This is a genomic window from Nonomuraea sp. NPDC001699 (assembly GCF_053596455.1).
On sequence record NZ_JBSFGF010000005.1, the window covers coordinates 363,456 to 388,628 of the forward strand.

31 protein-coding genes are annotated in these 25,173 nt (G+C 69.1%); 15 read left to right on the forward strand and 16 right to left on the reverse strand.

Translation table 11 applies throughout. From position 1 onward, the window contains the following. The first annotated feature begins 12 nt into the window (after nt 1-12). The 6 genes from upp (at nt 13) to ACWCSU_RS18295 (ending at nt 4,087) form a co-directional block, all read left to right on the forward strand. Nucleotides 13-651 carry a uracil phosphoribosyltransferase gene (gene upp, locus ACWCSU_RS18270; protein WP_357693404.1) on the forward strand — a complete coding sequence of 213 codons (639 nt, stop codon included), beginning with the start codon at nt 13-15 and terminating at the stop codon, nt 649-651. Nucleotides 652-861: 210 nt separating this feature from the next. Then, nucleotides 862-1,086 carry a hypothetical protein gene (locus ACWCSU_RS18275; protein ID WP_352318442.1) on the forward strand — a complete coding sequence of 75 codons (225 nt, stop codon included), beginning with the start codon at nt 862-864 and terminating at the stop codon, nt 1,084-1,086. A 97-nt stretch (nt 1,087-1,183) separates the two neighbouring features. Beyond that, nucleotides 1,184-1,342, forward strand: coding sequence for a hypothetical protein (locus ACWCSU_RS18280; protein ID WP_352318444.1), 159 nt, complete (start codon nt 1,184-1,186; stop codon nt 1,340-1,342). Then, a complete protein-coding gene (locus ACWCSU_RS18285) occupies nt 1,339-1,872 on the forward strand; it encodes a PH domain-containing protein (RefSeq protein ID WP_125640563.1) in 534 nt (177 codons plus the stop codon). Before ACWCSU_RS18280 ends, ACWCSU_RS18285 begins: the two co-directional genes overlap by 4 nt. A 96-nt stretch (nt 1,873-1,968) precedes the next feature. Next, on the forward strand, nt 1,969-3,312 hold the full coding sequence (locus ACWCSU_RS18290) for a helix-turn-helix transcriptional regulator (protein WP_364083663.1): 1,344 nt from the start codon (nt 1,969-1,971) through the stop codon (nt 3,310-3,312). A 100-nt stretch (nt 3,313-3,412) separates the two neighbouring features. Continuing rightward, nucleotides 3,413-4,087: a FadR/GntR family transcriptional regulator gene (locus tag ACWCSU_RS18295; protein ID WP_357693399.1), complete on the forward strand. Its 675-nt coding sequence runs from the start codon at nt 3,413-3,415 to the stop codon at nt 4,085-4,087. Nucleotides 4,088-4,094: 7 nt separating this feature from the next. Here the strand turns inward: ACWCSU_RS18295 and ACWCSU_RS18300 are convergent, their stop codons facing one another. Beyond that, nucleotides 4,095-4,937 (reverse strand): SDR family oxidoreductase, encoded by an 843-nt coding sequence (locus tag ACWCSU_RS18300; protein ID WP_449936178.1) that lies wholly within the window; start codon nt 4,935-4,937, stop codon nt 4,095-4,097. After that, nucleotides 4,934-5,221, reverse strand: coding sequence for an antibiotic biosynthesis monooxygenase family protein (locus ACWCSU_RS18305; RefSeq protein WP_364083657.1), 288 nt, complete (start codon nt 5,219-5,221; stop codon nt 4,934-4,936). Before ACWCSU_RS18305 ends, ACWCSU_RS18300 begins: the two co-directional genes overlap by 4 nt. Nucleotides 5,222-5,284: 63 nt before the next feature. Here ACWCSU_RS18305 and ACWCSU_RS18310 point away from each other — a divergent pair, with 63 nt between their 5' ends. After that, nucleotides 5,285-5,740: a MarR family winged helix-turn-helix transcriptional regulator gene (locus ACWCSU_RS18310; RefSeq protein WP_357693395.1), complete on the forward strand. Its 456-nt coding sequence runs from the start codon at nt 5,285-5,287 to the stop codon at nt 5,738-5,740. A gap of 4 nt (nt 5,741-5,744) precedes the next feature. Here ACWCSU_RS18310 and dnaN read toward each other — a convergent pair whose 3' ends face one another. The 3 genes from dnaN to ACWCSU_RS18325 form a co-directional block, all read right to left on the reverse strand. Further along, complete coding sequence (gene dnaN / locus ACWCSU_RS18315) at nt 5,745-6,842, reverse strand: DNA polymerase III subunit beta (protein WP_449936181.1); 1,098 nt, start codon at nt 6,840-6,842, stop codon at nt 5,745-5,747. Nucleotides 6,843-6,966: 124 nt separating this feature from the next. Continuing rightward, nucleotides 6,967-7,620 carry a response regulator transcription factor gene (locus ACWCSU_RS18320; RefSeq protein WP_449936184.1) on the reverse strand — a complete coding sequence of 218 codons (654 nt, stop codon included), beginning with the start codon at nt 7,618-7,620 and terminating at the stop codon, nt 6,967-6,969. After that, nucleotides 7,620-9,038: a sensor histidine kinase gene (locus ACWCSU_RS18325; protein ID WP_449936186.1), complete on the reverse strand. Its 1,419-nt coding sequence runs from the start codon at nt 9,036-9,038 to the stop codon at nt 7,620-7,622. The genes ACWCSU_RS18320 and ACWCSU_RS18325 overlap by 1 nt, the downstream gene beginning before the upstream one ends. Before the next feature lie 109 nt (nt 9,039-9,147). Here ACWCSU_RS18325 and ACWCSU_RS18330 point away from each other — a divergent pair, with 109 nt between their 5' ends. Together ACWCSU_RS18330 and ACWCSU_RS18335 are read left to right on the forward strand one after the other, a co-directional pair. Next, nucleotides 9,148-10,053 carry an ABC transporter ATP-binding protein gene (locus ACWCSU_RS18330; protein ID WP_357693388.1) on the forward strand — a complete coding sequence of 302 codons (906 nt, stop codon included), beginning with the start codon at nt 9,148-9,150 and terminating at the stop codon, nt 10,051-10,053. Next, nucleotides 10,050-10,781: an ABC transporter permease gene (locus ACWCSU_RS18335; RefSeq protein WP_449936189.1), complete on the forward strand. Its 732-nt coding sequence runs from the start codon at nt 10,050-10,052 to the stop codon at nt 10,779-10,781. Before ACWCSU_RS18330 ends, ACWCSU_RS18335 begins: the two co-directional genes overlap by 4 nt. A gap of 5 nt (nt 10,782-10,786) precedes the next feature. Here the strand turns inward: ACWCSU_RS18335 and ACWCSU_RS18340 are convergent, their stop codons facing one another. Further along, nucleotides 10,787-11,698 carry an SMP-30/gluconolactonase/LRE family protein gene (locus ACWCSU_RS18340; protein ID WP_449936191.1) on the reverse strand — a complete coding sequence of 304 codons (912 nt, stop codon included), beginning with the start codon at nt 11,696-11,698 and terminating at the stop codon, nt 10,787-10,789. A gap of 56 nt (nt 11,699-11,754) precedes the next feature. Here ACWCSU_RS18340 and ACWCSU_RS18345 point away from each other — a divergent pair, with 56 nt between their 5' ends. Both ACWCSU_RS18345 and soxR read left to right on the forward strand, forming a co-directional pair. Further along, entirely contained in the window at nt 11,755-12,186 is a 432-nt protein-coding gene (locus tag ACWCSU_RS18345; protein WP_449936192.1) for an Lrp/AsnC family transcriptional regulator, read from the forward strand. A gap of 9 nt (nt 12,187-12,195) precedes the next feature. Further along, a complete protein-coding gene (soxR, locus tag ACWCSU_RS18350; RefSeq protein WP_357693380.1) occupies nt 12,196-12,702 on the forward strand; it encodes a redox-sensitive transcriptional activator SoxR in 507 nt (168 codons plus the stop codon). On the opposite strand, the gene ACWCSU_RS18355 is transcribed toward soxR, so the two are convergent. Both ACWCSU_RS18355 and ACWCSU_RS18360 read right to left on the reverse strand, forming a co-directional pair. Continuing rightward, a complete protein-coding gene (locus tag ACWCSU_RS18355; RefSeq protein ID WP_357693378.1) occupies nt 12,668-13,123 on the reverse strand; it encodes a universal stress protein in 456 nt (151 codons plus the stop codon). The genes soxR and ACWCSU_RS18355 overlap by 35 nt on opposite strands. Before the next feature lie 103 nt (nt 13,124-13,226). Then, a complete protein-coding gene (locus ACWCSU_RS18360) occupies nt 13,227-15,860 on the reverse strand; it encodes a replicative DNA helicase (RefSeq protein ID WP_449936195.1) in 2,634 nt (877 codons plus the stop codon). A gap of 284 nt (nt 15,861-16,144) precedes the next feature. On the opposite strand from ACWCSU_RS18360, the gene ACWCSU_RS18365 reads away from it, so the two are divergent. Both ACWCSU_RS18365 and ACWCSU_RS18370 read left to right on the forward strand, forming a co-directional pair. Continuing rightward, entirely contained in the window at nt 16,145-17,446 is a 1,302-nt protein-coding gene (locus ACWCSU_RS18365) for an MATE family efflux transporter (protein ID WP_357693374.1), read from the forward strand. A 122-nt stretch (nt 17,447-17,568) separates the two neighbouring features. Continuing rightward, on the forward strand, nt 17,569-19,038 hold the full coding sequence (locus ACWCSU_RS18370; RefSeq protein WP_449936197.1) for an APC family permease: 1,470 nt from the start codon (nt 17,569-17,571) through the stop codon (nt 19,036-19,038). Here ACWCSU_RS18370 and ACWCSU_RS18375 read toward each other — a convergent pair. From ACWCSU_RS18375 to rpsF, 7 genes are all read right to left on the reverse strand, one after another. Then, entirely contained in the window at nt 19,035-19,778 is a 744-nt protein-coding gene (locus ACWCSU_RS18375; RefSeq protein WP_397035937.1) for an amino acid ABC transporter ATP-binding protein, read from the reverse strand. The genes ACWCSU_RS18370 and ACWCSU_RS18375 overlap by 4 nt on opposite strands. Then, nucleotides 19,775-20,635 carry an amino acid ABC transporter permease gene (locus ACWCSU_RS18380; RefSeq protein WP_449936199.1) on the reverse strand — a complete coding sequence of 287 codons (861 nt, stop codon included), beginning with the start codon at nt 20,633-20,635 and terminating at the stop codon, nt 19,775-19,777. Before ACWCSU_RS18380 ends, ACWCSU_RS18375 begins: the two co-directional genes overlap by 4 nt. Next, nucleotides 20,632-21,501, reverse strand: coding sequence for an ABC transporter substrate-binding protein (locus tag ACWCSU_RS18385; protein ID WP_357693366.1), 870 nt, complete (start codon nt 21,499-21,501; stop codon nt 20,632-20,634). The genes ACWCSU_RS18380 and ACWCSU_RS18385 overlap by 4 nt, the downstream gene beginning before the upstream one ends. A gap of 292 nt (nt 21,502-21,793) precedes the next feature. Continuing rightward, complete coding sequence (rplI, locus tag ACWCSU_RS18390; RefSeq protein WP_357693364.1) at nt 21,794-22,240, reverse strand: 50S ribosomal protein L9; 447 nt, start codon at nt 22,238-22,240, stop codon at nt 21,794-21,796. Nucleotides 22,241-22,254: 14 nt separating this feature from the next. Beyond that, nucleotides 22,255-22,491 carry a 30S ribosomal protein S18 gene (rpsR, locus tag ACWCSU_RS18395; RefSeq protein WP_020543048.1) on the reverse strand — a complete coding sequence of 79 codons (237 nt, stop codon included), beginning with the start codon at nt 22,489-22,491 and terminating at the stop codon, nt 22,255-22,257. 63 nt (nt 22,492-22,554) lie between these two features. Beyond that, a complete protein-coding gene (locus tag ACWCSU_RS18400) occupies nt 22,555-23,118 on the reverse strand; it encodes a single-stranded DNA-binding protein (protein WP_364083620.1) in 564 nt (187 codons plus the stop codon). Between the two features lie 147 nt (nt 23,119-23,265). Then, nucleotides 23,266-23,556, reverse strand: coding sequence for a 30S ribosomal protein S6 (rpsF, locus tag ACWCSU_RS18405; protein ID WP_026214314.1), 291 nt, complete (start codon nt 23,554-23,556; stop codon nt 23,266-23,268). Between the two features lie 191 nt (nt 23,557-23,747). Between rpsF and ACWCSU_RS18410 the strand changes: the two genes are divergently transcribed. Next, nucleotides 23,748-24,065: a hypothetical protein gene (locus ACWCSU_RS18410; protein WP_357693361.1), complete on the forward strand. Its 318-nt coding sequence runs from the start codon at nt 23,748-23,750 to the stop codon at nt 24,063-24,065. 58 nt (nt 24,066-24,123) lie between these two features. On the opposite strand, the gene ACWCSU_RS18415 is transcribed toward ACWCSU_RS18410, so the two are convergent. Further along, nucleotides 24,124-24,303 (reverse strand): hypothetical protein, encoded by a 180-nt coding sequence (locus ACWCSU_RS18415; RefSeq protein WP_357693360.1) that lies wholly within the window; start codon nt 24,301-24,303, stop codon nt 24,124-24,126. A 76-nt stretch (nt 24,304-24,379) separates the two neighbouring features. Between ACWCSU_RS18415 and ACWCSU_RS18420 the strand changes: the two genes are divergently transcribed. After that, nucleotides 24,380-25,123: a deoxyribonuclease IV gene (locus ACWCSU_RS18420; RefSeq protein WP_364083614.1), complete on the forward strand. Its 744-nt coding sequence runs from the start codon at nt 24,380-24,382 to the stop codon at nt 25,121-25,123. The last annotated feature ends 50 nt before the right edge of the window (nt 25,124-25,173 follow it).

A 25,173-nucleotide genomic window follows, 5' to 3' on the forward strand; every position in this document is an offset into this window, starting at 1 on the left:
CCGTTGGCCTCTATGGAAACCCTCGTCGTCGACCATCCGCTCGTGGCCCACAAGCTCACCACGCTGCGCGATGTCCGCACCGACTCGCCGACCTTCCGCAGGCTCGCGGACGAGCTGGTGACGCTGCTGGCGTACGAGGCGACGCGCGACGTACGGGTCACCGACGTCACCGTCCAGACCCCGGTCTCCCCCGCCCACGGCGTGCGCCTGGCCAAGCCGCAGCCGCTGGTCGTGCCCATCCTGCGCGCCGGGCTCGGCATGCTCGACGGCATGACGCGGCTGCTGCCCACCGCCGAGGTCGGCTTCCTCGGGATGATCCGCAACGAGTCCACCCTCCAGGCCGAGACGTACGCCACCCGCCTGCCCGACGACCTGTCCGGGCGTCAGTGCTTCGTCGTCGACCCGATGCTCGCCACCGGCGGCACGCTCGCCGCGGCCGTGCAGTTCCTGTTCGACCGGGGCGCGGTCGACGTCACCGCCATCTGCCTGCTGGCCGCCCCCGAGGGCCTGGCGTACATGGACAAGGTGTTCGCCAACTCCGGCAAGCCCATCCGCGTGGTCACCGCCGCCCTCGACGAGCGGCTCAACGAGAACGGCTACATCGTCCCCGGGCTCGGCGACGCCGGCGACCGCCTCTACGGCGTGGTCTGACCCTTCCATCGGCTCCCCTTCTCCTTACGCTGGGTCGTCACTTCGTTACATACTGTGGTTGGGTGGGTACGAAGAGACAGGAAGGGAACTTCCGCATGCGCGTGGGGGAAGCACGATGAGCGACATGCCCGGTGCCAAGGGGTCCTCGTGAATGAGCGAGCACCCGGCAACAGCAGTGCCCCGTCTCATGCGACCGGCACAGGAGGGCGCATGAGCGAGCACACCGAGGCGGACCCGACTCCGTACGCGGAGGTGGAGGCCGCACTTCGCGACGAGTTCGCCGGCGTGCATTCCTCGACCACCGTAACGCGCTGTGTGGAAGCAGCGCACTACGGCGCGCTGGAAGTCACCGGTTATGCGCATCCGAGCCTTGTGGAACGCATCGCCCGGAAGCACCTTCACGTCCTGGCGCTGGTCGCCAGCGAACGTGGCTAAGCAAGATCAAAACTAACCCGCCAAGTTACCTTTACCCCGGCTAGCGGGTGGGTAATGTATACGGCGGGTGGAGTGGGTTAGTGGCACGGAGGCGACAGTGCAGGTCAAAAAAGTCCTCACATACGGTGGTATCGCGTTTGTGGCGTACTACCTGTTCGCGCGACCAGCTGATGCCGCAGACGCGGTGAAGGGAGCGTTCGACACGGTGTTCAACGCGGCCGACTCTCTGGCCCAATTTGTGAACAATCTCGCATGAGACTGGTGACCCACGGGGACTCTGCTCCGTCGTCGGTCAACCGCTACCTCCTCCCCAACGAACAACAGGTCATCATGGTGCGGCGTCATCCCGCCGTACTTCTGCGTCCGGTCGCCGAGGTCTTCGGCGGCCTGGTCGTCGCCGGGCTCCTCAGCAAGTTCTTCGGTGGTGGGGAGTCCGGCGGCACCGCGCTCGTCGTGGTGTGGTGGCTGTGGCTGCTGCTGCTCGTCCGCTTCGTATGGAAAGTCGCGGAGTGGTCGGTCGATTACTTTGTGGTGACGTCCAAGCGCATGTTGCTCACCACAGGGTTGATCACGCGCAAGGTCGCGATGATGCCGCTCGGCAAGGTCACCGACATGAGCTTCCAGCGATCTCTCCTGGGGCGCATGCTCGGTTACGGCGAGTTCATCCTCGAGTCCGCTGGTCAGGACCAGGCTCTGTCAACGGTCGAGTACATTCCGTATCCGGAGACCCTCTACCTGGAGGTCTGCCAGATGCTTTTTCCCAGCAAGGACGAGAGCGACGATTAATCTCGACGTGGCAAATTCTTCACGCGGGGATACCAGATTCGGCCACTTCATGCAATCATTGCGTGTTGTTGACCCTTCCCCGCCTTGAGAGATGAGATGCCGAGTCAGGGAACCATCGGTGACCGCGTCCGTGGACTGCGGCTGAACAGGCGGATGTCCCAGGCCCAGTTGGCCGGACCCGACCTGTCTGACAGTTATGTCTCGCTCATCGAGTCGGGCAAGCGTACGCCGACTCCTGTCGTGGCCCGCCTCCTCGCCGAGCGGCTGGGGTGCACCACCGAGTTCCTCCTGCACGGCATCGAGCCGAGGCAGCGCATCGACACCGAGCTGGGTCTCCGCCATGCCGAGCTGGAGCTGCAGCACGGCGACCCCGCGGTTGCGGCCGACCGTTTCACGGAGATCGTGAAGGCCGCCGACGAGGAGAACGCCATGCTCACCGCGCACGCCCGGTTCGGCCGGGCCCGTGCGCTGGAGGTGCAGGGGCGTCTCGGGCAGGCCGTCGAGGCGTTCGAGCGGCTGCGCAGGGAGGCCGCCGCGCATCCCGAGCGCCTGGCCGACCTGCCGCTCACGATCGCGCTGAGCCGCTGCTACCAGCGGGCCGGCGACCGGTTGAGGGCCCGTGACCTGGCCGCGTCCGCGCTGGAGCAGGCCGAGCGGCTGTCCATCTCGCAGGGCGAGATCGCGGTCGACCTGGCCACCGCTCTGGTCGAGGCGCGCAGCGAGCGTGAGGGCGACTCCCCCGAGCTCGAGTACGTCAAGAGGGTGCTGGACAACAGCGGCGTTCCTGAAGTTATGGACCGTTCCGAGGAAATCCACGCGCTGTGGCAGGCGAGTTCCGCCGCCGCCGCCGGGGAGGACTCCGCGCTGGCCGTGCGCCTGGCCGACGACGCCATCATGGCGGGCCGTCAGGCCCGGCTCGCGCTTCAGCTCGCGCGGGCGGCCATGCACTGGTCCAGGCTGGTCACCGCGCCCCTCGACGAGGCCGAGCGGCTGGCCGCCGCCGCGTCGCGCGCCTTCGCCGCCTCTCCCGGCAGCGTCCGTGAGCACGGCGAGAGCCTGATCGCGCACGCGCGGGTGCGGCTGCGGGCAGGCGACCAGACGGGCGCCGCCGAGCTGGCCACCACGGCGCTGGGGCTGGCCCACGACGGTTCGGGCACCACGCCGGCCGAGGCGAACCTTCTGCTCGCCACCGTCGCGCTCGACCTCGACGGCAGTGCCACGACGCAGCTCCGTACCGCGCACGAGATGCTCGACTCGCTCGACCGTCCGGTGTTCGGGTCCGACAGGCAGGCCGCCCGCTGCTGGCGCGAGCTGGGTGACCTCTACGGCAGGGTCGGGGCGAGAGCACAACAGACCGCGGCATATCGTAAAGCCCTTGAAGCTGCCGGAGTTCGCTCGGCATTGGCAGGGGTGACGGTAGACGCCACGGTCGCGCACTGAACCTCCGGGAGCTCCAGATTTGGACTTTTGAGTCTGGAATAATTAGGGTCTACCAGTCATTGACTCATAGGATGATTGGTTTCCCCGGAGGAGGCGGACTGTGAGTCTGCGTACGGCGCAGCGGGCTTCGCTCGTCGACCAGGTGATCGATCAGCTCAAGGAGCAGATCACCTCAGGGTCGTGGCAGATGAACGGCAAGATCCCCACCGAGACGGTGCTCGCCGAGCAGCTCGGGGTGGGGCGCAACACCGTTCGCGAGGCCGTACGTGCGTTGACGCACGCCGGGCTGCTGGAGTGCCGTCAGGGGGACGGCACTTACGTCCGGGCGACCAGTGAGCTGTCGGGGGCGATGCTGCGCCGGCTGCGCCAGGCCGAGCAGCTGGAGATCCTTGAGGTGCGGCGCGCGCTGGAGGTCGAGTCCGCCCGGCTGGCCGCGACCCGCCGCACCGACGAGGACATCCGCCGCATCGAGGCCGCGCTGGCCGAACGCGACCGCGCCTGGGAGCTGGACGACCCCGACTTCTTCGTCGAGGCCGACCTCGCCTTCCACATGGCGGTCGCGCACGCCACCCACAACCTCGTGCTCATCGACCTCTACGAGGACTTCTCGGCGGCTCTGCGGGCCAGCATCACGGCCGCGGGCACGTCGTTCAACAAGAGCTACATCCCGCACGACGCCATCGCCCGTGCCATCGCCGCCGGGGACGCCACCGCGGCCGAGCGGGCCGGGCACGCGTGCATGGAGCACATCCTCATCGCCCTCACCGACGCCTGACCGGCTGTCAGGCGGCGGGACGCAGCTCGGCCGCATGGTCCTTCGCGAACTCGGTGAAGGACCGGCCCGGGCGTCCCGTCACGTCGGTGAAGGCCGTCGTCGTGAGGTCGCCCCAGTTCCCGGAGTACGCGTTGAGGTACTCCCTGGTGACGGCCGCGTCCCACTCGCGCAGGCCGGCGTCGAGCATCGAGCGGTAGGCGTCGTCGGGCGTCACGGGCTGGTAGGCGATCGGCGTGCCGTAGACCTCGGTCAGGGCGGTGGCCGCCTCCCCCAGCGAGATGCTGGCCGGGCCCGTGAGCGTGTAGGTGCGGCCCTTGTGCGACGCCGGGTCACGCAGCACCGCGGCGGCGAAGTCGCCGATGTCGCGGACGTCGATCAACCCGATCCTGCCCTCCCCCGTGCCGCCGTAGAGGGTGTCGCCGTTGACCGAGCCCAGCAGGTTCTGCATGAAGAAGGCCGGGCGGATGACGGTCCAGTCGAGGCCCGAGGCGGCCAGCTCGACGTCGGACAGAGCGTGCAGGCGGCCGTTGCGGGTGGGGGCGTCGTGGGCGGCCCCGATGGCCGACAGGCGCACGACGTGACGCACCCCTGCCTTCATGGCCGCCCAGAGGGCGTTCATGCTCGCGTGGGGCGCCTGGGGGCCCATGGCGGTCAACAGCCACAAGGTGTCGACGCCCGCGAAGGCCGCGTCGAGCGTGGCGGGATCGTCGAGGTCGCCGACGGCCACTTCGACGCCCGCGGGAGCCTTGGCCGCGTCGCGCACCAGGACGCGCACGTCGGTCAGGTCGCCGAGGGACCTCAGCACGGCGCCGGAGACGGTGCCGGTGGCACCGGTGATCAGGATGGTCATCGCAATGTCCCCTCTTCTGCGGAGATCAACTCGTCGATCAGGTCGAAGAACTTCTGGATGCCCGGTAGGTTCGCCCCCTTGGCGCGGGAGGCGGCGAAATCGTCGCCCGAGCGCCAGTCGACGATGTCCAGCCATTCGTCGTCGGACAGGCGGACGAGCCTGGCGCCGAGGAAGCCGGCGCGGTCGGCCGCGAAGTCGGCGAGCATGTCCGGGCGGGCCGCCAGCAACTGGTCGGCACGCTCCGGGGACACTCTGAATCTGGTGAGTTCCACCGTCGTCGTCATGCCACGACAATATAGTAAGAATCAGTGACAGTCAAAATCAGTGACTAAATGGAGGGCCGACACGTGCGCAGGAGTCATCGCAAGCAGGACGAACCAGACCTCGGTGTCCTGGCGGGGCGCACGCTCTTCGCCCTGCAGGGCGAGCTCTTCGCCAAGCTGGCCGAGCAGGGACATCCGGGTCTGCGGCCGCGGCACGGGGCGGTGCTGGCCTACCTGGACGAGGAGGGCAGCAGGGCGACCGACCTGGCGGCGCAGTCGGGGCAGCACAAACAGGTGATCGGCACGCTGGTGGACGAGCTGGTCGCGCTCGGCTACGTGGAACGGCAGCCCGACCCGGCCGACCGCCGGGCCAAGCTGATCGTGCCCACGGAGAAGGCGCTGGACCACATGACCAGGTCGGACGCCATCATCGCCGAGATGGAGGCCGCGCACGCACAGGCCGTGGGCGAGCAGGCGTACGCGGAGTTCAAGAGGGTCTTCAAGCTGGTCGCCGAGCGGCAGACGGGCGCGGCGGGATGACGGCTCAGGTCAGGCGCAGCGACATGACCAGGTAGCGGAAGGCGGGCCGGGCGTCGCCCGGGAAGTCCTGGATGAGGGCGGGCCTGGTCGGCGACTCCATGTTGATCCTGGCCAGCTCGGTCTCGATGCCGGTCAGGCCGTCGAGCAGGAACTGCGACTGGAAGGCGATCTGGATGTCGTCGCCGCGCAGGTCGCATCCGACCACCTCGGTGCCGCGCCCGATGTCGCCGCCGCCCGCCTGGATCAGCACCTGGCCCTGCGAGAACGACAGCCGGATCGCGGTGTTGCGCTCGGCCACCAGGGCCACCCGCTTGATCGCGTTGACGAACGGCGTCACCGCGACGTCGGCCCTGATCGACCAGTCGGAGGTCAGCCTGGCCCGGTAGTCGATGAACTGCTCGTCGAGCAGGCGCACGGTGGTGCTGCGGCCGACGCTCTCGAACCCGGCCACGCCGTCGCCCATCGCGACCGACACCTCGCCGCCGCGCAGCGACTTGGCCACCTCCACCAGCACCTTCGCCGGCACCATGGCCGAGACGGCGACGCCCGGCGCGGCCGGACGCCAGACGAAGTCGTGGGCGGCGATGCGGTAGCGGTCGGTGGCGGCCATCGCCACGGACTCGCCGTCGATGTCGACCCGGATGCCGGTGAGCATCGGCAGCGTGTCGTCGCGGCTGGCCGCGGGCGCGACCTGGCTGACCGCGGTGGCGAACACGCCGCCGCCGATCGCGCCGATGCTCGGAGGCATCGTCGGCAGGGCCGGGAAGTCTTCGACCGGCATCGTGATCAGCCCGAATTCGGCACTCCCGCAGGTCAGCACGGCCTCGGCGCCCTCGGTGACGATCTCGACGTCTTCGGCCGGCAGGCTGCGGCTGATCTCGGCGAGCAGCTTGCCGGGGATGAGCACGCTGCCGGGCTCGGCCACGTCGGCGTCGACCCGGGCGCGCGCGGAGACGTCGTAGTCGAAGGCGGACAGGGTCAGCTCGTCGCCCGCCTCCAGGAGCAACCCGGAAAGTACGGGCACCACCGGGCGGCTGGGCAGGACTCTGGCGGCCCATGCCACCGCATCTGCCAGTACATCGCGGTTAACCCGGATCTTCACGAGGATCCACCCTTTCGTCGCGCCGTGCCTCTATGAAAATAGCCGCTCCCACCGACAACTCCGGCTGAGCCCGGGCACGACTGGGCGGCCAGTGACCATTGAGCCTGGTGGGGCAGGAAGGGCGTCAGGCCCGGCTGTTCAGGTACGCGAGCACGGCGAGGACGCGGCGGTTGTCGTCGTCGGAGGGGGACAAACCAAGCTTGGCGAAGATGCCGGCCGTGTGCTTGGCGACGGCGCTCTCGCTCAGGTAGAGCCGCTGGGAGATCGCGGCGTTGGAGCGGCCCTCGGCCATGGCCTCCAGCACCTCGCGCTCGCGCGGCGTGAGCGCGGCCAGCGGCTCGTTCCTGGCGTTGCTGGCCAGCAGCTTGGCGATCACCTCGGGGTCCATCGCGGTGCCGCCCTCGGCCACCCTGCGCACGGCGTCGATGAACTGCTCCGCGTTGAACACCCGGTCCTTCAGCAGGTAACCGATGCCGCCCGAGCCGTCGGCCAGCAGCTCGCGGGCGTAGAGCTGCTCGACGTGCTGCGACAGCACGAGGACGGGCAGCCCCGGCACCTGCGCGCGGGCGGTCAGCGCGGCCTGAAGGCCCTCGTCGGTGAACGTGGGCGGCAGCCGTACGTCGACGACCGAGACGTCGGGACGCAGCTCCAGCAGGGCCTTCAGCAGCTCGGGGCCGCTCTCGACCGCGGCGACGACCGTGAAGCCGTGCGCCTGCAACAGGTGGACCAGGCCGTCTCTGAGCAGGTAGAGGTCTTCGGCGACCAGCACCCGCTTCATCAGCAGGACCCCAGACCACCGACGCGGCCGAGTACGAGGCTTCTGTTGTGGACGAGCCGGATACGCATGGCCGCAATGTACATGATGGTGCCAATGGCGATGTTGAACACGATCAGCGGCCATTGCAGGGGTTCGGGCAGGTAGAGGGCGAGGAACCAGCTCCGCTCGTCGATGTGGGCCGCCTTGAAGACGGCCGTGACGAGGCCCTGGGGGAACAGCGGGCACCAGGCCGTGGCGTACAGGACGGCGATCGTGGCGGCCTTCCTGGGGGGCAGCTTGGTCTGCTCGGCCTGGTCGGGGAGCACGTGCGGGATGTCCAGGGTGACGACGGTGGGGCCGCCGGGCGGGCTGTGCAGGGCCAGCACGCCGTCGAAGGCGGCCAGGCGGCGTTCGATGCCGGTCAGGCCGCTGCCCGCGGCCGGGTCGGCGCCGCCCATGCCGTCGTCGCGGACGGTGATGCGCAGCGCCGCGCCGTTGACGCTGATGTCGATGGCCGCCGACTCGGCCCCGCTGTGCCGGGCGGCGTTGGCGAGCAGCTCGCTGATCGCGAAGTAGGCCGCCGCCTCCACCGGGGGCTCCAGGCGTTGGGGCAGCTCGACGTCCACCGTGACGCGCAGCGGGCTGTCCATGGCCAGGGCGCGTACGGCGTCGGCCAGGCCGCGCTCGGCCAGCACCGGCGGGTGGATGCCGCGGATGACGGTACGCAGCTCGGTCAGGGTCTCGGCCGAGGCGTCCCTGGTCTTGGCCAGCAGGGCCTTGGCGGCGGCCGGGTTGTCGTCGATGAGCTGCTCGACCGCGCCCAGCGTCATGCCGATGGCCACCAGGCGGGCCTGGGTGCCGTCGTGCAGGTCGCGTTCGATCCTGCGCATCTCGGCGGCCTGGGAGTCGGCGGCGAGGTTGCGTACCTGCCTGAGGTGGATGAGCTGGCCGGACAGGCGGCTGGCGGAGGTGGCGCCGAGCAGGAGGCGGACCATGAGGGCGTACAGCCGCAGGCCGCGCCCCGGGAACACGACGAACAGCGGCAGCAGCCCGACCTTGACGATCGGGTCGAGCACCAGCCAGAGCGTGTCGCGCCAGGTCGCCGGGTCGGTGAGCAGCCACTTGAACCGGTCGTTCCAGGCCGGCATGCGCGGCGACTTGTACAGCGTCCGGTCGACGCGGTAGAGGCCGTCGGACATGGGGACCGGCGGCGGCGGCTTGGGGAGGTAGGGCGGCTCGATCTCGATGCCGGTCCACGCGCGCAGCAGGCCGCGGTGCTTCTCGGCCGTCCGCCGGACCATCCGGGCCTGCCACGGGAAGAAGAAGACCATCCCGAGCGCGAACGACAGCGTGATCATGGCGCCGGCCAAGGGGATCAGCACGATCTCGACCAGCAGCAGCGCGTACAGGGCCGCGACCTGCCCGAACCTCTGAAGCATGCTCCCAGTCTGCGCCAACATCCGCGCCGGGAACACTGCACCTAGATACACCCTTGCCCGGCATCTACCGCGATTCCGCGGAAAAGCCGGGACTCCTAGCGTCGATGCCATGAAGGTGATCGAAGTGAGGAACCTGCGCAAGCAGTATCCGAACCACCTCGCGGTGGACGACGTGTCTTTCGAGGTCGCCGAGGGTGAGATCTTCGGCATCCTCGGCCCCAACGGCGCCGGCAAGACCACGACCGTGGAGTGCGTGGCGGGCATGCGCTCATCGGACGGCGGCACCGTACGCGTGACGGGCCTGGACCCACGCCGCGACCGGGACGAGCTGCGCCAGGTGCTCGGCATGCAACTGCAGAGCGCCGCGCTGCCGGAGAAGATCAAGGTGTGGGAGGCCCTGGACCTGTACGCCTCCTTCTACCCCGACCCCGCCGACTGGAGGGAACTGCTCGAACACGTCGGTCTCGGGCACAAGCGCGACGCCACGTTCAAGAACCTCTCCGGCGGCCAGCGGCAGCGGCTGTCGGTCGCGCTGGCGCTGGTGGGCCGGCCGCGGGTGGCGGTGCTCGACGAGCTGACCACCGGCCTCGACCCGCAGGCCCGCAGGGACACGTGGGAGCTGATCGAGCAGGTACGCGACTCGGGCGTGACGATCGTGCTGGTCACGCACTTCATGGAGGAGGCCGAGCGGCTCTGCGACCGGCTCGCGCTCATCGACGCGGGCAAGGTGGTGGCCACCGATACACCCGCGGGGCTGATCGCCCAGGTGGGGGCCGAGCAGCACGTACGGTTCCGCCCCTCGGGCCCGTTGGACGACGCCGTGCTGCTGGCGCTGCCCGAGGTGCGCGAGGTCGTCAGGCACGGCGGGCAGGTCTCGGTCTCGGGCACCGGCAACCTCGCCCATGTGGTCACGCTGGCCCTGGCCCAGCACCAGATCATCCCCGCCGACCTGCGCATCGAGCAGGCGACCCTGGACGACGCGTTCCTCGCGCTCACCGGAAGGAAGTTGTCATGACGAAGATCCTGCTCGTGGAGGCCAAGCTGCACCTGCGCGACTGGCCGTTCATGATCTTCACCATCGGGTTGCCGGTCGGCCTGCTGCTGGTGCTGGGGCTCAGCGTGCCGGACATGACCAAGCCCGACGCATCCGGGCTGCGGTCGGTGGATGCGCAAATGCCGGCCCTGATGACCCTGCTCGCGCTGCTGACGCTGGCCCTCAGCGTGCTGCCCACCGTGCTGGCCGGCTACCGGGAGCAGGGCGTGCTCAGGCGCATGTCCACCACGCCGGTGCATCCGGGACGGCTGCTGACCGTCCAGCTCCTGATCAACCTGACCGTCGGGGCCGTGTCCACGGTCGTGCTGATCGTGGCCGGGATGGCGGCGTTCGGGACGTCGGCGCCCAGGCAGTGGCTCGGGTTCGTGCTGGTCTTCCTGCTCGGCGCCGCCGCGCTGATGGCCATCGGCCTGGTGATCGCGGCGCTGGCGCCCAACGGGAAGGCGGCCTCGGGGATCGGGTCGGCGGTGATGTTCCCGCTGATGTTCGTCGGGGGCATGTGGCTGCCGCGCGAGATGATGCCGGACGCGCTGCGCAAGGTCAGCGACTTCTCCGTGGCCGGGCCCTTCGCCCAGGCGCTCAAGGACACCTGGGCCGGACAGGCCCCCCAACTTCTGCACGTGGTGGTGATGGCCGCAGGGCTGGCGGTGTTCGGGGGCCTGGCCGTGCGGCTGTTCCGGTGGGAGTAGGGACGTCAGCGGCGGGCCCAGACCGGGCGGGCGCCGGTGACGTTGGTCATCAGGGAGTAGAGCGAAGAGGAGGAGGCGATGAACAGCCTGTTCCTCTTCTGCCCGCCGAACACCAGGTTCGCCGTGTTCTCCGGCAGCCTGAGCCGGCCGATCAGGGTGCCGTCGGGGTCGTGGCAGAGCAGCGCCTTGCCGGCCGCGGCCCAGACGCGGCCGGTGTCGTCGAGGCGCAGGCCGTCGAAGTTGTCGGCCGGGGTGCCCTCGGCGAAGACCTTGCCGCCCGACAGCGTGCCGTCCTCGCCGACCTCGAAGACGCGCAGGTGCCTGGCCCTGGTGTCGGCGACGTACAGGAGCTTCTCGTCGAGGGAGAAGGCCAGGCCGTTGGGACGGACGAAGTCGCCGGCCACCATGCGCACCTCGCCGGTCACCGGGTCGGCGCGGTAGACGTGGCAGCCGTCGATCTCCTGCTCGGCCACGACGCCCTCGTAGTTGCTGGTGATGCCGTACGGGGGGTCGGTGAACCAGACGGAGCCGTCGGAGCGCACGACGGCGTCGTTGGGGCTGTTGAGGCGCCTGCCCTGCCAGCGGTCGGCGATGACGGTGATCGAGCCGTCGTGCTCGGTGCGGGTGACGCGGCGGTTGCCCTGCTCGCAGGAGATCAGCCGGCCCTCCCGGTCGATGGTGTTGCCGTTGGTGTAGCCGGACGGCTGCCGGAACGTGCCGACCGTGCCGGTCGTCTCGTCCCAGCGGAGCATGCGCTCGTTGGGGATGTCGCTCCAGACCAGGTAACGGCCGGCCGGGAAGTAGACCGGGCCCTCGGCCCATCGGGTGCCCGCGTGGAGGCGTTCGAGCCGGTCGTCGCCGCCGATGCCGGCGAAACGCTCGTCGAGGGCTTCGAACTCGGTGGGGATCGTGTCCATGACGACCACCATACGGCATTCGGTCATATCGACATTTCACCGTATAGGATTCAGCAATGGACGAGATCGACAGGACACTGATCGGGTTGTTGCTGGAGGACGCGACGCAGTCGTACGCGGCGCTCGGCAAGGCGGTGGGGCTGTCCAGCGGGGCGGCGCACGAACGCGTACGGAAGCTGCGCGAGCGCGGCGTGATCAGACGGACCACGATCGAGGTGGACCAGGACGCCCTGGGCCGCACGGTGACCGCCTACGTCCTGGTGGACGGCGCGACCTGGATGGGCGACACCGCCGGCCCGCTGGCCGCGATCCCCGCCGTGGAGGAGGCCCACGTCATCGCGGGGCCGGCGTCGCTGCTGGTCAAGGTGCGCACGTCCAGCACCAAGGAGCTCCAGGACGTCCTGCGCCAGATCTTCGAGGTGGACGGCGTGACCGGCACCCAGACCATCGTCGTGCTGGAGACGTTCTTCGAGCGAACCCTCAAGTAAGCTTCAGGTATGGTTGCCTGGAACAGCAAAGAACTGACGGTCGGACAGCTCGCCGAACGCAGCGGCGTGGCCGTCTCCGCGCTGCACTTCTACGAGACCAAGGGTCTCATCGCCAGCCGCCGCACCGCCGGCAACCAGCGCCGCTACCACCGCGACACCCTGCGCAGGGTCGCCTTCATCCGGCTCTCGCAACGGCTCGGCATCCCCCTCGCGACCATCGGGGACGCGCTGTCCGAACTGCCCGACGGGCGCACCCCCAACCGGGAGGACTGGGCCAGGCTGTCGGCCGCCTGGCGCGGCGAGCTGGACGATCGCATCGAGCAGCTCCAGCGGCTGCGCGACGACCTGACCGACTGCATCGGCTGCGGCTGCCTGTCACTCGACCGATGCCCGGTCGCCAACCCGTACGACCGGCTCGGCGACGAAGGGCCGGGCGCCCGCCGCATGGACACCCGGCTGTCCCCGCCCAAGGTCTGCTGCGTCAGCCCTTCGGCGCCGCAACCGGCGGAACGATGAGCGTCGGCCGGTGGGCGTGGTGGAGCACATGGTTGGACACGCTGCCGAGCAGCACCGACCTGACCCCCGCCAGACCCCGCGAGCCGGTCACGATGAGCGAGGCGTCGATCTCGTCGGCCACGTCGACGACCGTCTTCCAGATGGACTCGTTGTCGGCGACCGCGCGGTAGGTCACCTCGGGCAGACCGGCGGCGACAGCCAGCTCGGCCCCTTCCTTGGCGTAGTACTCGGCCTGGGCCTGCGCCTCGGTCTCGGTCTCCGGCGAGATCGCCCCCGCCGCCAGCGGGTACTTCCTCATCTGCACGAGCAGCGGCTCCCACACGGTGACGACGACGGTCGGCTGAGCGGCCAGATTCTTGGCGGCGAACTCGATGGCGCTGCGCGAATCCGCCGAGCCGTCGTAGGCGATCAGGATGGTCATGGCGTTCTCCCCTTTGCTTACGTCATCGGGTAGAGCGCCCTGATGATCGATCCCCATCCCTCCGCGGCTGTCTGGTTTGTCACACCTTGACTGTCGTTTGGCGTCAGTGCTGAGCCATGTCCACGAAGCGGCTGTAGTGACCCTGGAAGGCCACGGTCACCGTGGCGGTCGGGCCGTTACGGTGCTTGGCCACGATCAGGTCGGCCTCACCGGCCCGGGGCGACTCCCGCTCGTAGGCGTCCTCGCGATGCAACAGGATGACCATGTCGGCGTCCTGCTCGATGCTGTTGTGCACCGCGATGCCATTGGCGACGAAGTTGTGCGTGCCGAGGACCGTGGCGTCGAACACCGGCTGATCGCCCAGGCTCTCGATCGACTCGACCTCGTCCCAGAACACGTCGTTCGTCGCCAGCATCTCCATGTCGGCGTCGTCGAGGATCGAAGCCACTTTCCCCAGACGTTCCCGGCTCGGAGCGTGCTTCCACAACGTGCTGCCACAGAACTGGGTGCCGAGCCGGGCGGAGAACTCCCGGTGGGTCATGCCGCGCTCCGACAGGACGCCGCGCACACGGTCCCAGATCTCGGAGGGAATCGTGTCCAGGTTGGTGTTGCCCTTGATCTCCCGCAGCCGGCCCGCGGACGCGGCAGCCTGCGCCGACCGCTCACCGTGGACGCCCACCTCGTCCAGGAACCGGAGCTGGTTCTCGGCGCCGTAGACGACCAGCTGATACCCGGGCCTGTAGCCGGCCTTGCGCACCGCCTTCACGCGCGTCATCACGTTGAAGCGGAGAAGCAACCGAGCCACGTCGTCCACCAGCCGGCGACTCGTCGAGGCGTAGTAGATGCGCGACTGGCCGCTCTTCGCGTCCCACCACACGCATCCATCGGTCGCCCAGAGGTGCCGCAGGAACAAGGCAATCTGCTTCTTCGTCAGGGAGAAGACCCCATCGGGGACGAACTTCTCATGACTCCGCAGCCCGAAGAGCCCCAAGGAGTCCAGCCAGGCGGCGACGGGGTTGCGCCTGACGTGAGTCAGCCGGTAGGGAGCCGGCAGCCTCAGAGTGGTGACCCGCGCGGCGGCGTACTCGTCACGAACGGCGCTGATGCCGAAGTGCTCCGCCGCCCGTGCCACCGACGTCAGGCATGCCTCGTCCGTGCTCGCATAGCGGATCGGCTGACGCTTGACGAAGGAGCCGTCACCGATCATGTGGGCGAGCAGCACGACCTCCGCCTCCGGCCACTCCTGGAGGCCTTCGGGGGCCGGAACGTGCCGCGGGACCGCCAGCCGGGACCCCGTGGCCAACTCTCCTAGAGGCCGCCAGCCGTCATAGGTCAGGAAGGGGTGGTTCGCGGTGGCTTCGACCTCACGCCCCGAGCGCAGGCGTAGACGGAAGACCTCCTTGACCCCGCTCGTGAAGGCGTGTGTCAACGTGCGTGGCACGAGCCGCAGCCGTTCGTCGAGCGACCACACCGGGACGTTCCGCGCACCGCTCTCCAGCAACTCGCCGATCGACACCTCGGCTCCGGTGTCGGCACGCATGATTCGGGTGGCGGCGGTCAGGCAGCCCGATTCGCGAAGGTCGCTGACTGCGGGGCGTTTGTCCGTACGTTGCTCGGGGCCACGGTTGAGCTGCGAGATGGCGATGACCGGCACCTCAAGCTCCTTGGCCAGCAGCTTGATCGCACGCGAGATCTCCGAGACCTCGTTCTGGCGGCTCTCGGTCTTCTTCGGCGAGCTCATGAGCTGGAGATAGTCGATGACCACGAACCGCAGGTCGTTGCGTTGCTTGAGCCGCCGGCACTTGGCCCGGATCTCCATCATCGACATGTTGGGCGAGTCGTCGATGAACAGCGGCGCCTCGGCCACCTCGCTCATCCTGCGCGCGAGGCGGGTCCAGTCGTCGTCGCCCATCATGCCCGAGCGCATCGCGTGCAGGGCGACCCTGGCCTCGGCGGACAGCAGACGCATGGTGATCTCGTTGCGGGACATTTCCAGCGAGAAGATGACAGTGGTCATTCCATGCTTGATCGCCGCAGAACGCGCAAAATCCAGACCCAGCGTGCTTTTGCCGATGGCCGGGCGGGCGGCCACGACGATCATCTGGCCCGGGTGGAGGCCGTTGGTGAGTTGGTCGAGGTCCTGGAAGCCGGTCGGGACGCCGACCATCTGGCCGCCGCGGCTGCCGATGGCCTCCAGCTCGTCGAGGGCGCCCGGCATGATGTCGGCCAGCGGCGCGTAGTCTTCCGACGTGCGGCGTTCGGTGACCTTGTAGATCTCCGCCTGGGCGCGGTCGACGAGGTCGTCGACCTCTTCGTTCTGGCCGCCGTAGCCGAAGGAGACGATGCGGGTGCCGGCCTCGATCAGGCGGCGCAGGATCGCCTGCTCGCGCACGATCTTGGCGTAGTAGCCGGCGTTGGCGGCCGTGGGGACGACCGCCGTCAGCGTGTGGAGGTAGGCGGCGCCACCCACCCTGGCCATCTCGCCGCGTTTCTGCAGCTCGTCGAAGACGGTGACGGCGTCGGCGGGCTCGCCTCGGCCGTAGAGGTCGGTGATGACCTCGTAGACCATCTGGTGGGCGGGCCGGTAGAAGTCGTCGGAGCGCAGGATCTCCACGACGTCGGCGATGGCGTCCTTCGACAGCAGCATGCCGCCGAGCACGGACTGCTCCGCCTCGATGTTGTGCGGCGGGGTGCGATCGAAACCGGGGCCTCCGCCGCCCTCTTCGTCAATGCTCACCGCGCCCCCTCGAACAACCTTGCAGGCGGTCGCACCACCCCCACTTGTAGTCGACCGGTGTGACAGTTTCGCTGGTTCGGCGCGAGAGGGCAACGCGGCCTGTGGACAACGCTGTGGGTGAGCTGTGCACCAGCGCGCCCAGGGTGTGAACGCTCTGTGGACGAGCCTGGGGATAACTCTTTTGGATATGCACCGATCATCGTCTGACCTGGGCAAACAGTGTCCACCGGCTGTGGAGGAAAGAAAGTTGGCCCGACACGCCGTGTAATGGCCATAATAGACAAATGCCCATTACACCCCAGGATCGGGAGATTTTGCGGCTCGCGCTGCCCGCGTTCGGCGCGCTGGTCGCCGAGCCGCTCTTCCTGCTCGCCGACTACGCCATCGTCGGCCACGGCCTCGGCACCACGGCCGTGGGCGCGCTGGGCGTGGCGGGGGCGGTCCTGGCGACGCTGGTGAACCTCTGCGTCTTCCTCGCCTACGGCACCACGGCGTCCGTGGCGCGGCAGAGCGGCGCCGGCAACCACGCGCGGGCCATGCGCAACGGCGTGGACGGCATCTGGCTGGCCCTGTCCATCGGCGTGGTGCTCATCGCCCTGGGCTGGCCGCTCGCGCCGGCCATGGTCGACCTGTTCGGAGCCGCTCCCGACCAGGCCGAGCTGGCCGTGACGTACCTGCGGATCAGCCTGCTCGGCGCGCCCGGGATGCTGGTCGTGCTGGCGGGCACCGGGGTGCTGCGCGGCCTCCAGGACACGGTCACGCCGCTGGTGGTGGCCGTGGGCTCGTTCGCGCTCAACGCGGCGCTGAACGCCTGGTTCGTGCTCGGGCTGCATTGGGGCATCGCCGGGTCGGCGTGGGGCACCACACTGGCCCAGACGCTCGGAGCCGTCGTCTACCTGGTCGTGGTGGTCAGGGGCGCCCGGCGGCTCGGCACGCCGCTCACGCCCGACCTCGCGGGCGTCCGGCAGGCCGGTACGGCCGGTCTCGCCCTGCTCATCCGTACGGTGTGCCTGCGGATCGTGCTGATCGTGGGCACGGTGGTCGCCACCCGGATGGGCCAGGCCCAACTGGCCGCGTACGCCATCGCCGGCCAGGTGTGGAACCTGATGGCCTTCGCCCTCGACGCGATCGCGATCGCCGGCCAGGCCATCACCGGACGCTCGCTCGGCGCCGGGGACACGGTCGTCACCAGGGCCGCGACCAGGCGGATGATGCAGTGGGGCCTGTGGTCGGGCCTGGCGCTCGGCGTGGCGGTCGTGGCGGCCAGGCCGCTGCTGCCCGGCCTGTTCGGCGCCGACCCGGCGGTGACCGACGAGCTTCTGGCCGTGTTGTGGCCGGTCGCGCTGTTCCAGCCGATCTGCGGGGTGGTGTTCGTGCTCGACGGCGTGCTGATCGGCGCGGGCGACCAGCGCTACCTGGCCTGGGCCGGGGTGTGGACGACGCTGGCGTACCTGCCCGCGGCCTTCCTGGCCGCCGAGTTCGGCCTGGTCGCGCTCTGGTGCGCGCTCGGGGTGTGGATGATCGCCCGGCTGGTCACCCTCACCCGGCGGGCGGCTGGCACGGCCTGGCTGGTGACCGGCGCGTAGCCGATCCGACCTGCCGCGTCACCCCGGCGGACGGCCGGAGTCCGGGTCACCGTAATCGTCTTGTGCTTGCCGTTGTCCAACTGGTGAGACAGCATGGGCGAGTTCCCTGAGCGGGGTGTTCCGTGTCCACGATTCTGCGACGACTGCCGCCGTCAGAGGCGACCGGGTTACGCACCGGCGCCCGCCACAGCCTGTCCGAGGTCTATCGCCCGGCCGACCTCGTGGTTCTCGGGCTCGGCGTGATCATCGGAGCCGGCATCTTCAGCGTCGCCGGCGAGCAGGCCCAGACCACCGCGGGGCCCGGCGTGATCCTCTCGTTCATGATCGCCGGGATCGCGTGCCTGCTGGCGTGCCTGTGCTACGCCGAGCTGTCGTCCACGATGCCGACCTCGGGCAGCGCCTACACCTTCACGTACGTCATCTTCGGCGAGGTCTGGGCGTGGATCATCGGCTGGGCGCTGATCCTGGAGCTGCAGTTCGCCGCTGCGGTGGTGGCCAGGGCTTGGGCGTCCATCGCGGTCAAGGCGGTCGCCGACTTCGGCGTACGGGTGCCGCAGTCCGTGGACGACGTGCTCGTCCTGGTCATCCTGGTGCTGCTGACGGGCATCGTGGCCCTCGGCGCGCGGGTCGGGCTGCGGGCGTTGTGGATCATGGTGTCGGCCAAACTGCTGGCCATCGGGGCGGTCATCGTCGTGGGCCTGGCCCACATCGACGTGGCCAACTACGGCGACTTCTACGTCGAGCCCAAGGCACTGCCCGTGCGTCCGCGGACCGTCATCGAGCTCTTCGCCGGGCACGGCATGGCCTTCGGCTGGTTCGGCGTCTTCGCGGCGGCCTCGGCGATCGCGTTCGCCTACATCGGCTTCGACATCGTCGCCACCTCGGCCGAGGAGAGCGTCAACGCGCCGAAGGCCGTGCCCAAGGGCATGATCCGCAGCCTGGTGATCGCCACGGTCATCTACCTCGCGGTCGCGCTCGTCATGGTGGGCATGGTCTCGTACACGAAGATCAGCGGGGACGCGCCGCTGTCGAGCGCGTTCCGTGCCGTGGGCGTGGACTGGATGGTGCACGTCATCGACGCGGGGGCGGTGCTCGGGCTGACGACGGTGATCCTGGTGCTGATCGTGGGCCAGACGCGCGTGCTGTTCTCGATGGCCCGCGACGGGCTGATCCCGCGTGGCCTGGCCACGGTCAGCCGCAGGTACCACACGCCGACGCGGGTGACGCTGCTGATCGGGTTCATCGCGATCGTGCTGGCCGAGTTCGTGCCGGTGCTGACCATGCAGGAGCTGGTGGTGATCGGGACGCTGTTCGCGTTCCTGTTCGTGGCGGCGGGGGTGATCGTGATGCGGCGGCGCATGCCGCACCTGGAGCGCGGCTTCCGCGTGCCGCTCTCGCCGCTGCTGCCCGCGCTCTCGCTGGTCGCCACGCTCTGGCTGATGCTGAACCTGCGCGTGCTCACCTGGGCGTGGTTCGTCCTGTGGATGGCCTTCGGGCTGCTGGTCTACCTTCTGTACGGCCGCCGCCACAGCCTGCTCGCCACCCCGCGCGACGCCCCGGCCGAACCCGGCCGGGGCCGCCACCGCCGCTAGAGGCGTCCGGATTCGAGCACGCTGCGCAGGAACTCCCTGGTCCGCGGCTGCTCCGGCGAGGCGAAGATCTTCTCCGGCGGCCCCTTCTCCACCAGTACGCCGTCGTCGAGGAAGCACACGGTGTCGGAGATGTCGCGGCAGAAGCTCATCTCGTGGGTCGTGAGGATCATGGTCATCCCCGACTCCTTGAGCTCCCTGACGATCCCCAGCACCTCGACCACCAGCTGGGGGTCGAGCGCCGAGGTGACCTCGTCGAGCAGCATCAGCCTGGGCTGCATGGCCAGCGCCCTGATGACCGCCACCCGCTGCTGCTGGCCGCCCGAGAGCTGGTCGGGGTAGGCGCCGGCCTTGGCCGCCAGCCCGAATTTGGCCAGCAGCTCATGTGCCTCCTCCTCGGCCTGCTTCCTGGGCGTCTTGAGCACCTGGCGCGGCGCGAGCGTGACGTTGTCGAGCACGGTCATGTGCGGGAACAGGTTGAACGCCTGGAACACGATGCCGAGCCGCTTGCGCACGTCGTCGACGTCCACGCGGGGGTCGGTGATCTCCTGGCCGTCGAGGTGGATGGCGCCGTCGTCGACGGTCTCCAGCAGGTTCACGCAGCGCAGGAGGGTGGACTTGCCCGACCCGGACGCGCCGATCAGGCTGACGACCTCGTGCGCGCGCACCTCCAGGTCGATGCCGCGCAGCACGCTGTGACCGTGGAAGTTCTTCCACACCCCTTCGATGGTCAGCAGGCTCATGCGCCACGCCTCCTGCGCGTTCGGGCGGCCAGGTGGTCGGTGAGCCTGGCCATCGGGATCGTGAGCAGGATGAACAGCAGCGACGCGACCAGGTAGGGCGTGTAGTTGAACTTGCTGGAGGCGATGATCTGGGCCTGCCTGAGCGCCTCCAGCGGCCCGATGGTGGCCACCAGCGCGGTGTCCTTCTGCAGCGAGACGAAGTCGTTGAGCAGCGGCGGCACGACCCGGCGGGTGGCCTGCGGGAGCACGACGAACCGCATGGTCTTGACGTGGCTCAGGCCCAGCGAGCGGGCGGCCGCGACCTGGCTGGGGTGCACCGACTCGATGCCGGAGCGGAACACCTCGGCCACGTACGCGCCGTACGAGAGCGTGAGCCCGATCACGCCGAGCGTGGCCAGGTCCGTGGGGATGCCCTGCAGCCGCAGCGCGGGCAGCCCGAAGCCGACGAGGTAGATGACCAGGATCGTCGGCACGCCGCGGAAGACGTCGGTGTAGAGCGTGGCCAGGGCCCTGATCGGGAAGAACGCGGGCGTGGTGATGCCCCTGGCCAGCGCCACCAGCAGCCCGACGATCAGGATCAGCGGCTCGGCGATCAGGAACATCTTGATGTTGAGCAGGAACCCGTCCAGCACGTGGGGCAGCGCCTTGCCGAACCACTCGGGCGAGAAGAACGCCTCCTGGACCCGGGGCCAGCCGGGCGAGTTCGTGACCAGGACCACGACCAGGACGAGGAAGACGATCGTCGAGGCCGTGGCGATCGAGCCCGAGCGGCGCGCCCGCGACCTGCGGACGCGCTCGCGCTCAAGCTGCCGCTGCGAGGGGACGTGCTCGCTGGCGGGCTTACTCGTCGGGCTCACGACAACTCAGGCGCGCCGGCGGCCGAGCCCAGCCACTCCTGCTCGATCTTCGCCAGGTCGCCCTTCGACTTCAGGGAGTCGACGGCCTTGTCCAGGCACGGCTTGAGCGCGCTGCCCTTCTCCATGACCAGGCCGAACTCCTCCGGCGTGCCCGCGGTCGAGCTGAACTGGCCGACGATCTTGGAGTTGTCCACCTGGGCGGCCGTGACGTAGAACGCGGTGGGCAGGTCGACGACGATCGCGTCCACCTGCTTGTTCTTCAGCGCGTTCACGGCGTCGACCTGGTCGTTGTAGACGTTGGGCTCGGCGGACGGCTTGATGACGTCCTTGACCCCGGCCAGCGACGTGGTGCCCACCTGGACGCCGAACTTGGCGTCCTTGAGCTCGGCCACGTTCTTCGCCTCGGCGAACTTGCTGCCCTTGATCGCCACGACGGCCTGCTTGACCGTGTAGTAGCCCTTGCTGAAGTCGACCGCCTTGGCCCGGTCGGGGTTGATCGAGACCTGGTTGACGTCGAAGTCGAACTGCTTGGCCCCCGGCGCGAACGCGGAGTCGAACTTGATCGTGCTCCACTGCACCTCGGTCCGGTCGAAGCCGAGCTCGCCGGCCACCGCGAACGCCACCGCGCTCTCGAAGCCCTGGCCGTTGCTCGGGTCGTCGTCCTTGAACCACGGCTCGTAGGCCGGCTTGTCGGTGCCGATGGTGAGCTTGCCGCCGTTGACGAGCTTGAGCTGGTCCTTCGTGCACATGTCGGCAGCCGCGGAGCCGGTCGCCGTGGCCGCGGGGGCCGGTTGGTCCGCCGGGGCACATGCGACGGCCCCCACCGCGAGCACACCGATCGCGAGCAGCATCGTGGAACGGGCCATGGCAGAGCCTCCAGGGGGAAACACACACAAAGAACGCAGGCATTCTACGCGGCCCCCACGGGAAACAAGTGCGCAGGTCACCACGGCAGCCGGTCACGCGTGGGCGCGCGTCACGGCGGCCCGCCGGTGAAGGGTCAGCGGCCGTTCCCCTGGAGGGCCCTCGGCCGGAGTACGGCGGGTGGCCGGACCGGGCGCAGCCGTAAGGACCGGAAAAGGACACCGGCCACGGGCGGCGGGCACGGGAACGCGAAAAAGCCCCCCTCCTTGCGGAGAGGGGCTTGATCAGCGATCGTCAGCCGGCCACGACGTCGACGTCGACGGACGCCGACACCTCGGGGTGGAGCTTGACGGAGATCTTGTGCGACCCGACGCTCTTGATCGGGTTGCGGATCTCGATGCGACGGCGGTCGAGGGTCGGGCCACCGGCCGCCTTGACGGCGTCGGCGATGTCGCCCGTGGTGATCGAGCCGAACAGCCGGCCCGACTCGCCCGCGCGGGTGGTCAGCCGCACGCGCAGGGCGCCGAGCTGGCCGGCGACCTCCTTGGCGGTGCCGATGTCGCGGATCTCGCGAGCGTCGCGAGCCTTCTTGATGGTCTCGATCTGGCGCTCGGCGCCACGCGTCCAGCGCATGGCGTAGCCGCGCGGGATGAGGTAGTTACGGCCGTAGCCGTCCTTGACCTCGACGACGTCGCCAGGGGCGCCGAGGCCGGAGACCTCGTTGGTGAGGATGAGCTTCATGTCGACAGACCTCCTTAGCGCGCGGTGCTCGTGTAAGGCAGCAGAGCCACCTCACGGGCGTTCTTGATCGCGGTCGCCACGTCGCGCTGGTGCTGGGTGCAGTTGCCCGTCACCCGGCGCGCACGGATCTTGCCGCGGTCGGAGATGAACTTCCGAAGCAGCGCCGTGTCCTTGTAGTCGACGTATGAGATCTTGTCGTGGCAGAACAGGCAAACCTTCTTCTTGGGCTTGCGCAGTGCCGGCTTAGCCATCGTGGTGCTCCTCTCAGAGCCCCGCTTTTCGGGCGGGAATGGACTCGGGCTTGTGGACAGGTGTTAGAAAGGCGGTTCGTCGCTGAAGTCGTTGCCGCCGCCGAAGCCGCCGCCCTGGTTGCCGCCGCCGCCGAAGCCGCCGCCACCACCGCCACCGCCCTGGTAGCCGCCGCCCTGGGGCGGGGCGGGCGAGGCAGAGGCCCACGGGTCGTCGGCAGGGCCGCCGCCGAAGCCGCCGCCACCACCGCCGCCGCCCTGACGGGTGGTGCGGTTGACCTTGGCCGTGGCGTTGCGCAGGGACGGGCCGACCTCGTCGACCTCGACCTCATAGACCGTGCGCTTCTCGCCTTCCTTGGTCTCGTAAGACCGTTGCTTGAGCCGCCCCTGCACGATGACCCGCATGCCGCGCTGGAGGCTTTCGGCGGCGTTCTCCGCCGCCTGCCGCCACACGTTGCAGGTCAGGAAGAGGCTTTCGCCATCCTTCCACTCGTTGGTCTGGCGATCCATGAACCGCGGAGTGGACGCGATGCGGAATCGAGCCACCGCTTGACCCGTCGGGGTGAAGCGCAGCTCCGGGTCGTCGACAAGGTTGCCGACGATGGTGATTACGGTGTCGCCTGCTGCCATGGCTAGCGCTCGCCTTCCTGCACGCCTTCGCTTGGGTTACGGCTCAGAGTACGGGTGCTCTCCGACAAAAAGCCGGTGGTCGTCAACAAGAAACCCGCTCGTCGGCCCGCCACCGAGACGGCGGCCCGCTTTGCGGCCTTCCTGCTGCTAGTGCACGTCCGGGCGCAGGACCTTGGTGCGCAGGATGCCCTCGTTGAGGTTCATCTGCCGGTCGAGCTCCTTGACCGTCGCGGGCTCCGCGGACAGGTCGATGACGGCGTAGATGCCTTCCGACTTCTTGTCGATGTCGTAGGCGAGCCGACGACGGCCCCAGACGTCGACCTTCTCCACGGTGCCGCCGTCGTTGCGGACCACGGTGAGGAACTGGTCGAGGGACGGCGCGACAGTGCGCTCATCGAGCGAAGGGTCCAGAATGACCATTACTTCGTAACGACGCATGCGGGACTCCAACCTCCTCTGGACTCTTGCGGTCACGACACTCTGCCGTGACAGGAGGACGCTGACGTCAGGCCGCGGCGCCCCATTTCGGCGCCCCGGGTCGATGGATCACCCATCACAACGCAGCGCTGCCCAGGTTACCAGCCACGAGTAGGTGGGAAGGCATGTAAGAAAGCAAGGGGGTGGCGGCTGTGCCACATGTGCTTCATCCCTCTGAAAGGGAGCGGTTCAGGCTCACGCTCAACACCGACGGACGCTCTCACCCGGTGGAGAACGGCCTGGCGGTCGCGACACTGGCTTGCGGTCTCGTGGCGTTCGTCGCCGCGTTCTTCCCCGCCGCCCACGTGATCTCGTCCTGGCTCGGCACGCTCGGTTTCGGGACCGGTCTCTACTCGCAGTACATCTCGGTGACCACGCCTCAGCGCTCGGTCAACATCGTGGGTCTGGTGGCCTCGTTCGTGGGAGCCGTGCTCGGCATCGCCCACGGCGGCTTCCTGCCGCATCCTTGACGGGCCCCCGCACGGCGAACGGCCCCGGTGACGCCCGGGGCCGTCGTGTGTCCGCGGCTCACCTGCCGATGTGCAGGTCGATGCCGAGCAGGACCAGGAACCAGAGGAACACCGCGAGCAGTGCCTCGGCGACGTCCCGGAGGAGACCCGGGGTGATGTAGTCGTAGATCCAGGCGACGTAGATTCCGACGATCACGTAGACCAATAAGAGCAGCGCCCGCAGTCGCCAGCGTGTCATATGCGTTCTCCTCGGGGGTAGGGGGTGCCGGGCGTCTTCCCGGGGGCGGTCCCGCCAAACGGATAAGCTCCTTGACATGCTGCGTATCGGAGCTCACGTCGACCAGGACGATCCCGCCGCTCACGCCGAACGGGTCGGCGCGGAGGTCGTGCAGTTCTTCCTCGGCGATCCCCAGGGCTACGCCAAGCCGGTGCTGCCGGACAAGCCGGTCGAAGGCGTCGACGTCTACATCCACGCGCCCTACCTGATCAACGTCGCCACGACGAACAACCGCATCAGGATCCCCAGCCGCAAGCTGCTCGAACAACATCTGAAGGCGGCCGCGGGGCTCGGCGCCAAGGGCCTGGTCGTGCACGGCGGCCACGTCAACAAGAGCGACGACCCGCAGGTGGGCTTCGACAACTGGCGCAAGGTGTTCGAGCGCATGGAGTGCCCGATCCCCGTGCTCATCGAGAACACCGCGGGCGGCGGCAACGCGATGGCCCGCAAGCTGGAGCGCATCGCCCGGCTGTGGGACGCGCTCGACGGCTTCGACGTGGGCTTCTGCCTCGACACCTGTCACGCGCACGCGGGCGGCGAGGAGCTGGTCGACCTGGTCGAGCGGGTCAAGGCGATCACCGGCCGGATCGACCTCGTCCACTGCAACGACTCGCGCGACGACTTCGACTCCGGCGCCGACCGGCACGCCAACCTGGGCCAGGGGAAGATCGACCCCGAGCTGATCCTGGCGGTCTGCCGCGCGGCCGGCGCCCCGGTCGTGGTGGAGACGCCGGGCGAGGGCCAGGCCGACGACATCGCGTTCCTGCGCAAGAACCTCTGAACGCGGCGCGAGAACCTCGGAACGCCGCGCTGGGGCCTCGGAACGCCGCG

Excerpts from the sequence above, each read along its gene's own strand:
- ACWCSU_RS18385 (WP_357693366.1), bottom strand. The coding sequence starts at position 21,501 with ATGGCCCGTTCCACGATGCTGCTCGCGATCGGTGTGCTCGCGGTGGGG.
- ACWCSU_RS18400 (WP_364083620.1), bottom strand. The coding sequence starts at position 23,118 with ATGGCAGCAGGCGACACCGTAATCACCATCGTCGGCAACCTTGTCGAC.
- ACWCSU_RS18335 (WP_449936189.1), top strand. The coding sequence starts at position 10,050 with ATGACGAAGATCCTGCTCGTGGAGGCCAAGCTGCACCTGCGCGACTGG.
- ACWCSU_RS18345 (WP_449936192.1), top strand. The coding sequence starts at position 11,755 with ATGGACGAGATCGACAGGACACTGATCGGGTTGTTGCTGGAGGACGCG.
- ACWCSU_RS18355 (WP_357693378.1), bottom strand. The coding sequence starts at position 13,123 with ATGACCATCCTGATCGCCTACGACGGCTCGGCGGATTCGCGCAGCGCC.
- ACWCSU_RS18420 (WP_364083614.1), top strand. The coding sequence starts at position 24,380 with ATGCTGCGTATCGGAGCTCACGTCGACCAGGACGATCCCGCCGCTCAC.
- soxR (WP_357693380.1), top strand. The coding sequence starts at position 12,196 with ATGGTTGCCTGGAACAGCAAAGAACTGACGGTCGGACAGCTCGCCGAA.
- ACWCSU_RS18325 (WP_449936186.1), bottom strand. The coding sequence starts at position 9,038 with ATGCTTCAGAGGTTCGGGCAGGTCGCGGCCCTGTACGCGCTGCTGCTG.
- ACWCSU_RS18375 (WP_397035937.1), bottom strand. The coding sequence starts at position 19,778 with ATGAGCCTGCTGACCATCGAAGGGGTGTGGAAGAACTTCCACGGTCAC.
- upp (WP_357693404.1), top strand. The coding sequence starts at position 13 with ATGGAAACCCTCGTCGTCGACCATCCGCTCGTGGCCCACAAGCTCACC.
- ACWCSU_RS18285 (WP_125640563.1), top strand. The coding sequence starts at position 1,339 with ATGAGACTGGTGACCCACGGGGACTCTGCTCCGTCGTCGGTCAACCGC.
- ACWCSU_RS18305 (WP_364083657.1), bottom strand. The coding sequence starts at position 5,221 with ATGACGACGACGGTGGAACTCACCAGATTCAGAGTGTCCCCGGAGCGT.
- ACWCSU_RS18330 (WP_357693388.1), top strand. The coding sequence starts at position 9,148 with ATGAAGGTGATCGAAGTGAGGAACCTGCGCAAGCAGTATCCGAACCAC.
- ACWCSU_RS18275 (WP_352318442.1), top strand. The coding sequence starts at position 862 with ATGAGCGAGCACACCGAGGCGGACCCGACTCCGTACGCGGAGGTGGAG.
- rpsF (WP_026214314.1), bottom strand. The coding sequence starts at position 23,556 with ATGCGTCGTTACGAAGTAATGGTCATTCTGGACCCTTCGCTCGATGAG.
- ACWCSU_RS18415 (WP_357693360.1), bottom strand. The coding sequence starts at position 24,303 with ATGACACGCTGGCGACTGCGGGCGCTGCTCTTATTGGTCTACGTGATC.
- ACWCSU_RS18365 (WP_357693374.1), top strand. The coding sequence starts at position 16,145 with ATGCCCATTACACCCCAGGATCGGGAGATTTTGCGGCTCGCGCTGCCC.
- ACWCSU_RS18320 (WP_449936184.1), bottom strand. The coding sequence starts at position 7,620 with ATGAAGCGGGTGCTGGTCGCCGAAGACCTCTACCTGCTCAGAGACGGC.
- rplI (WP_357693364.1), bottom strand. The coding sequence starts at position 22,240 with ATGAAGCTCATCCTCACCAACGAGGTCTCCGGCCTCGGCGCCCCTGGC.
- ACWCSU_RS18290 (WP_364083663.1), top strand. The coding sequence starts at position 1,969 with ATGCCGAGTCAGGGAACCATCGGTGACCGCGTCCGTGGACTGCGGCTG.
- ACWCSU_RS18340 (WP_449936191.1), bottom strand. The coding sequence starts at position 11,698 with ATGGACACGATCCCCACCGAGTTCGAAGCCCTCGACGAGCGTTTCGCC.
- ACWCSU_RS18300 (WP_449936178.1), bottom strand. The coding sequence starts at position 4,937 with ATGACCATCCTGATCACCGGTGCCACCGGCACCGTCTCCGGCGCCGTG.
- rpsR (WP_020543048.1), bottom strand. The coding sequence starts at position 22,491 with ATGGCTAAGCCGGCACTGCGCAAGCCCAAGAAGAAGGTTTGCCTGTTC.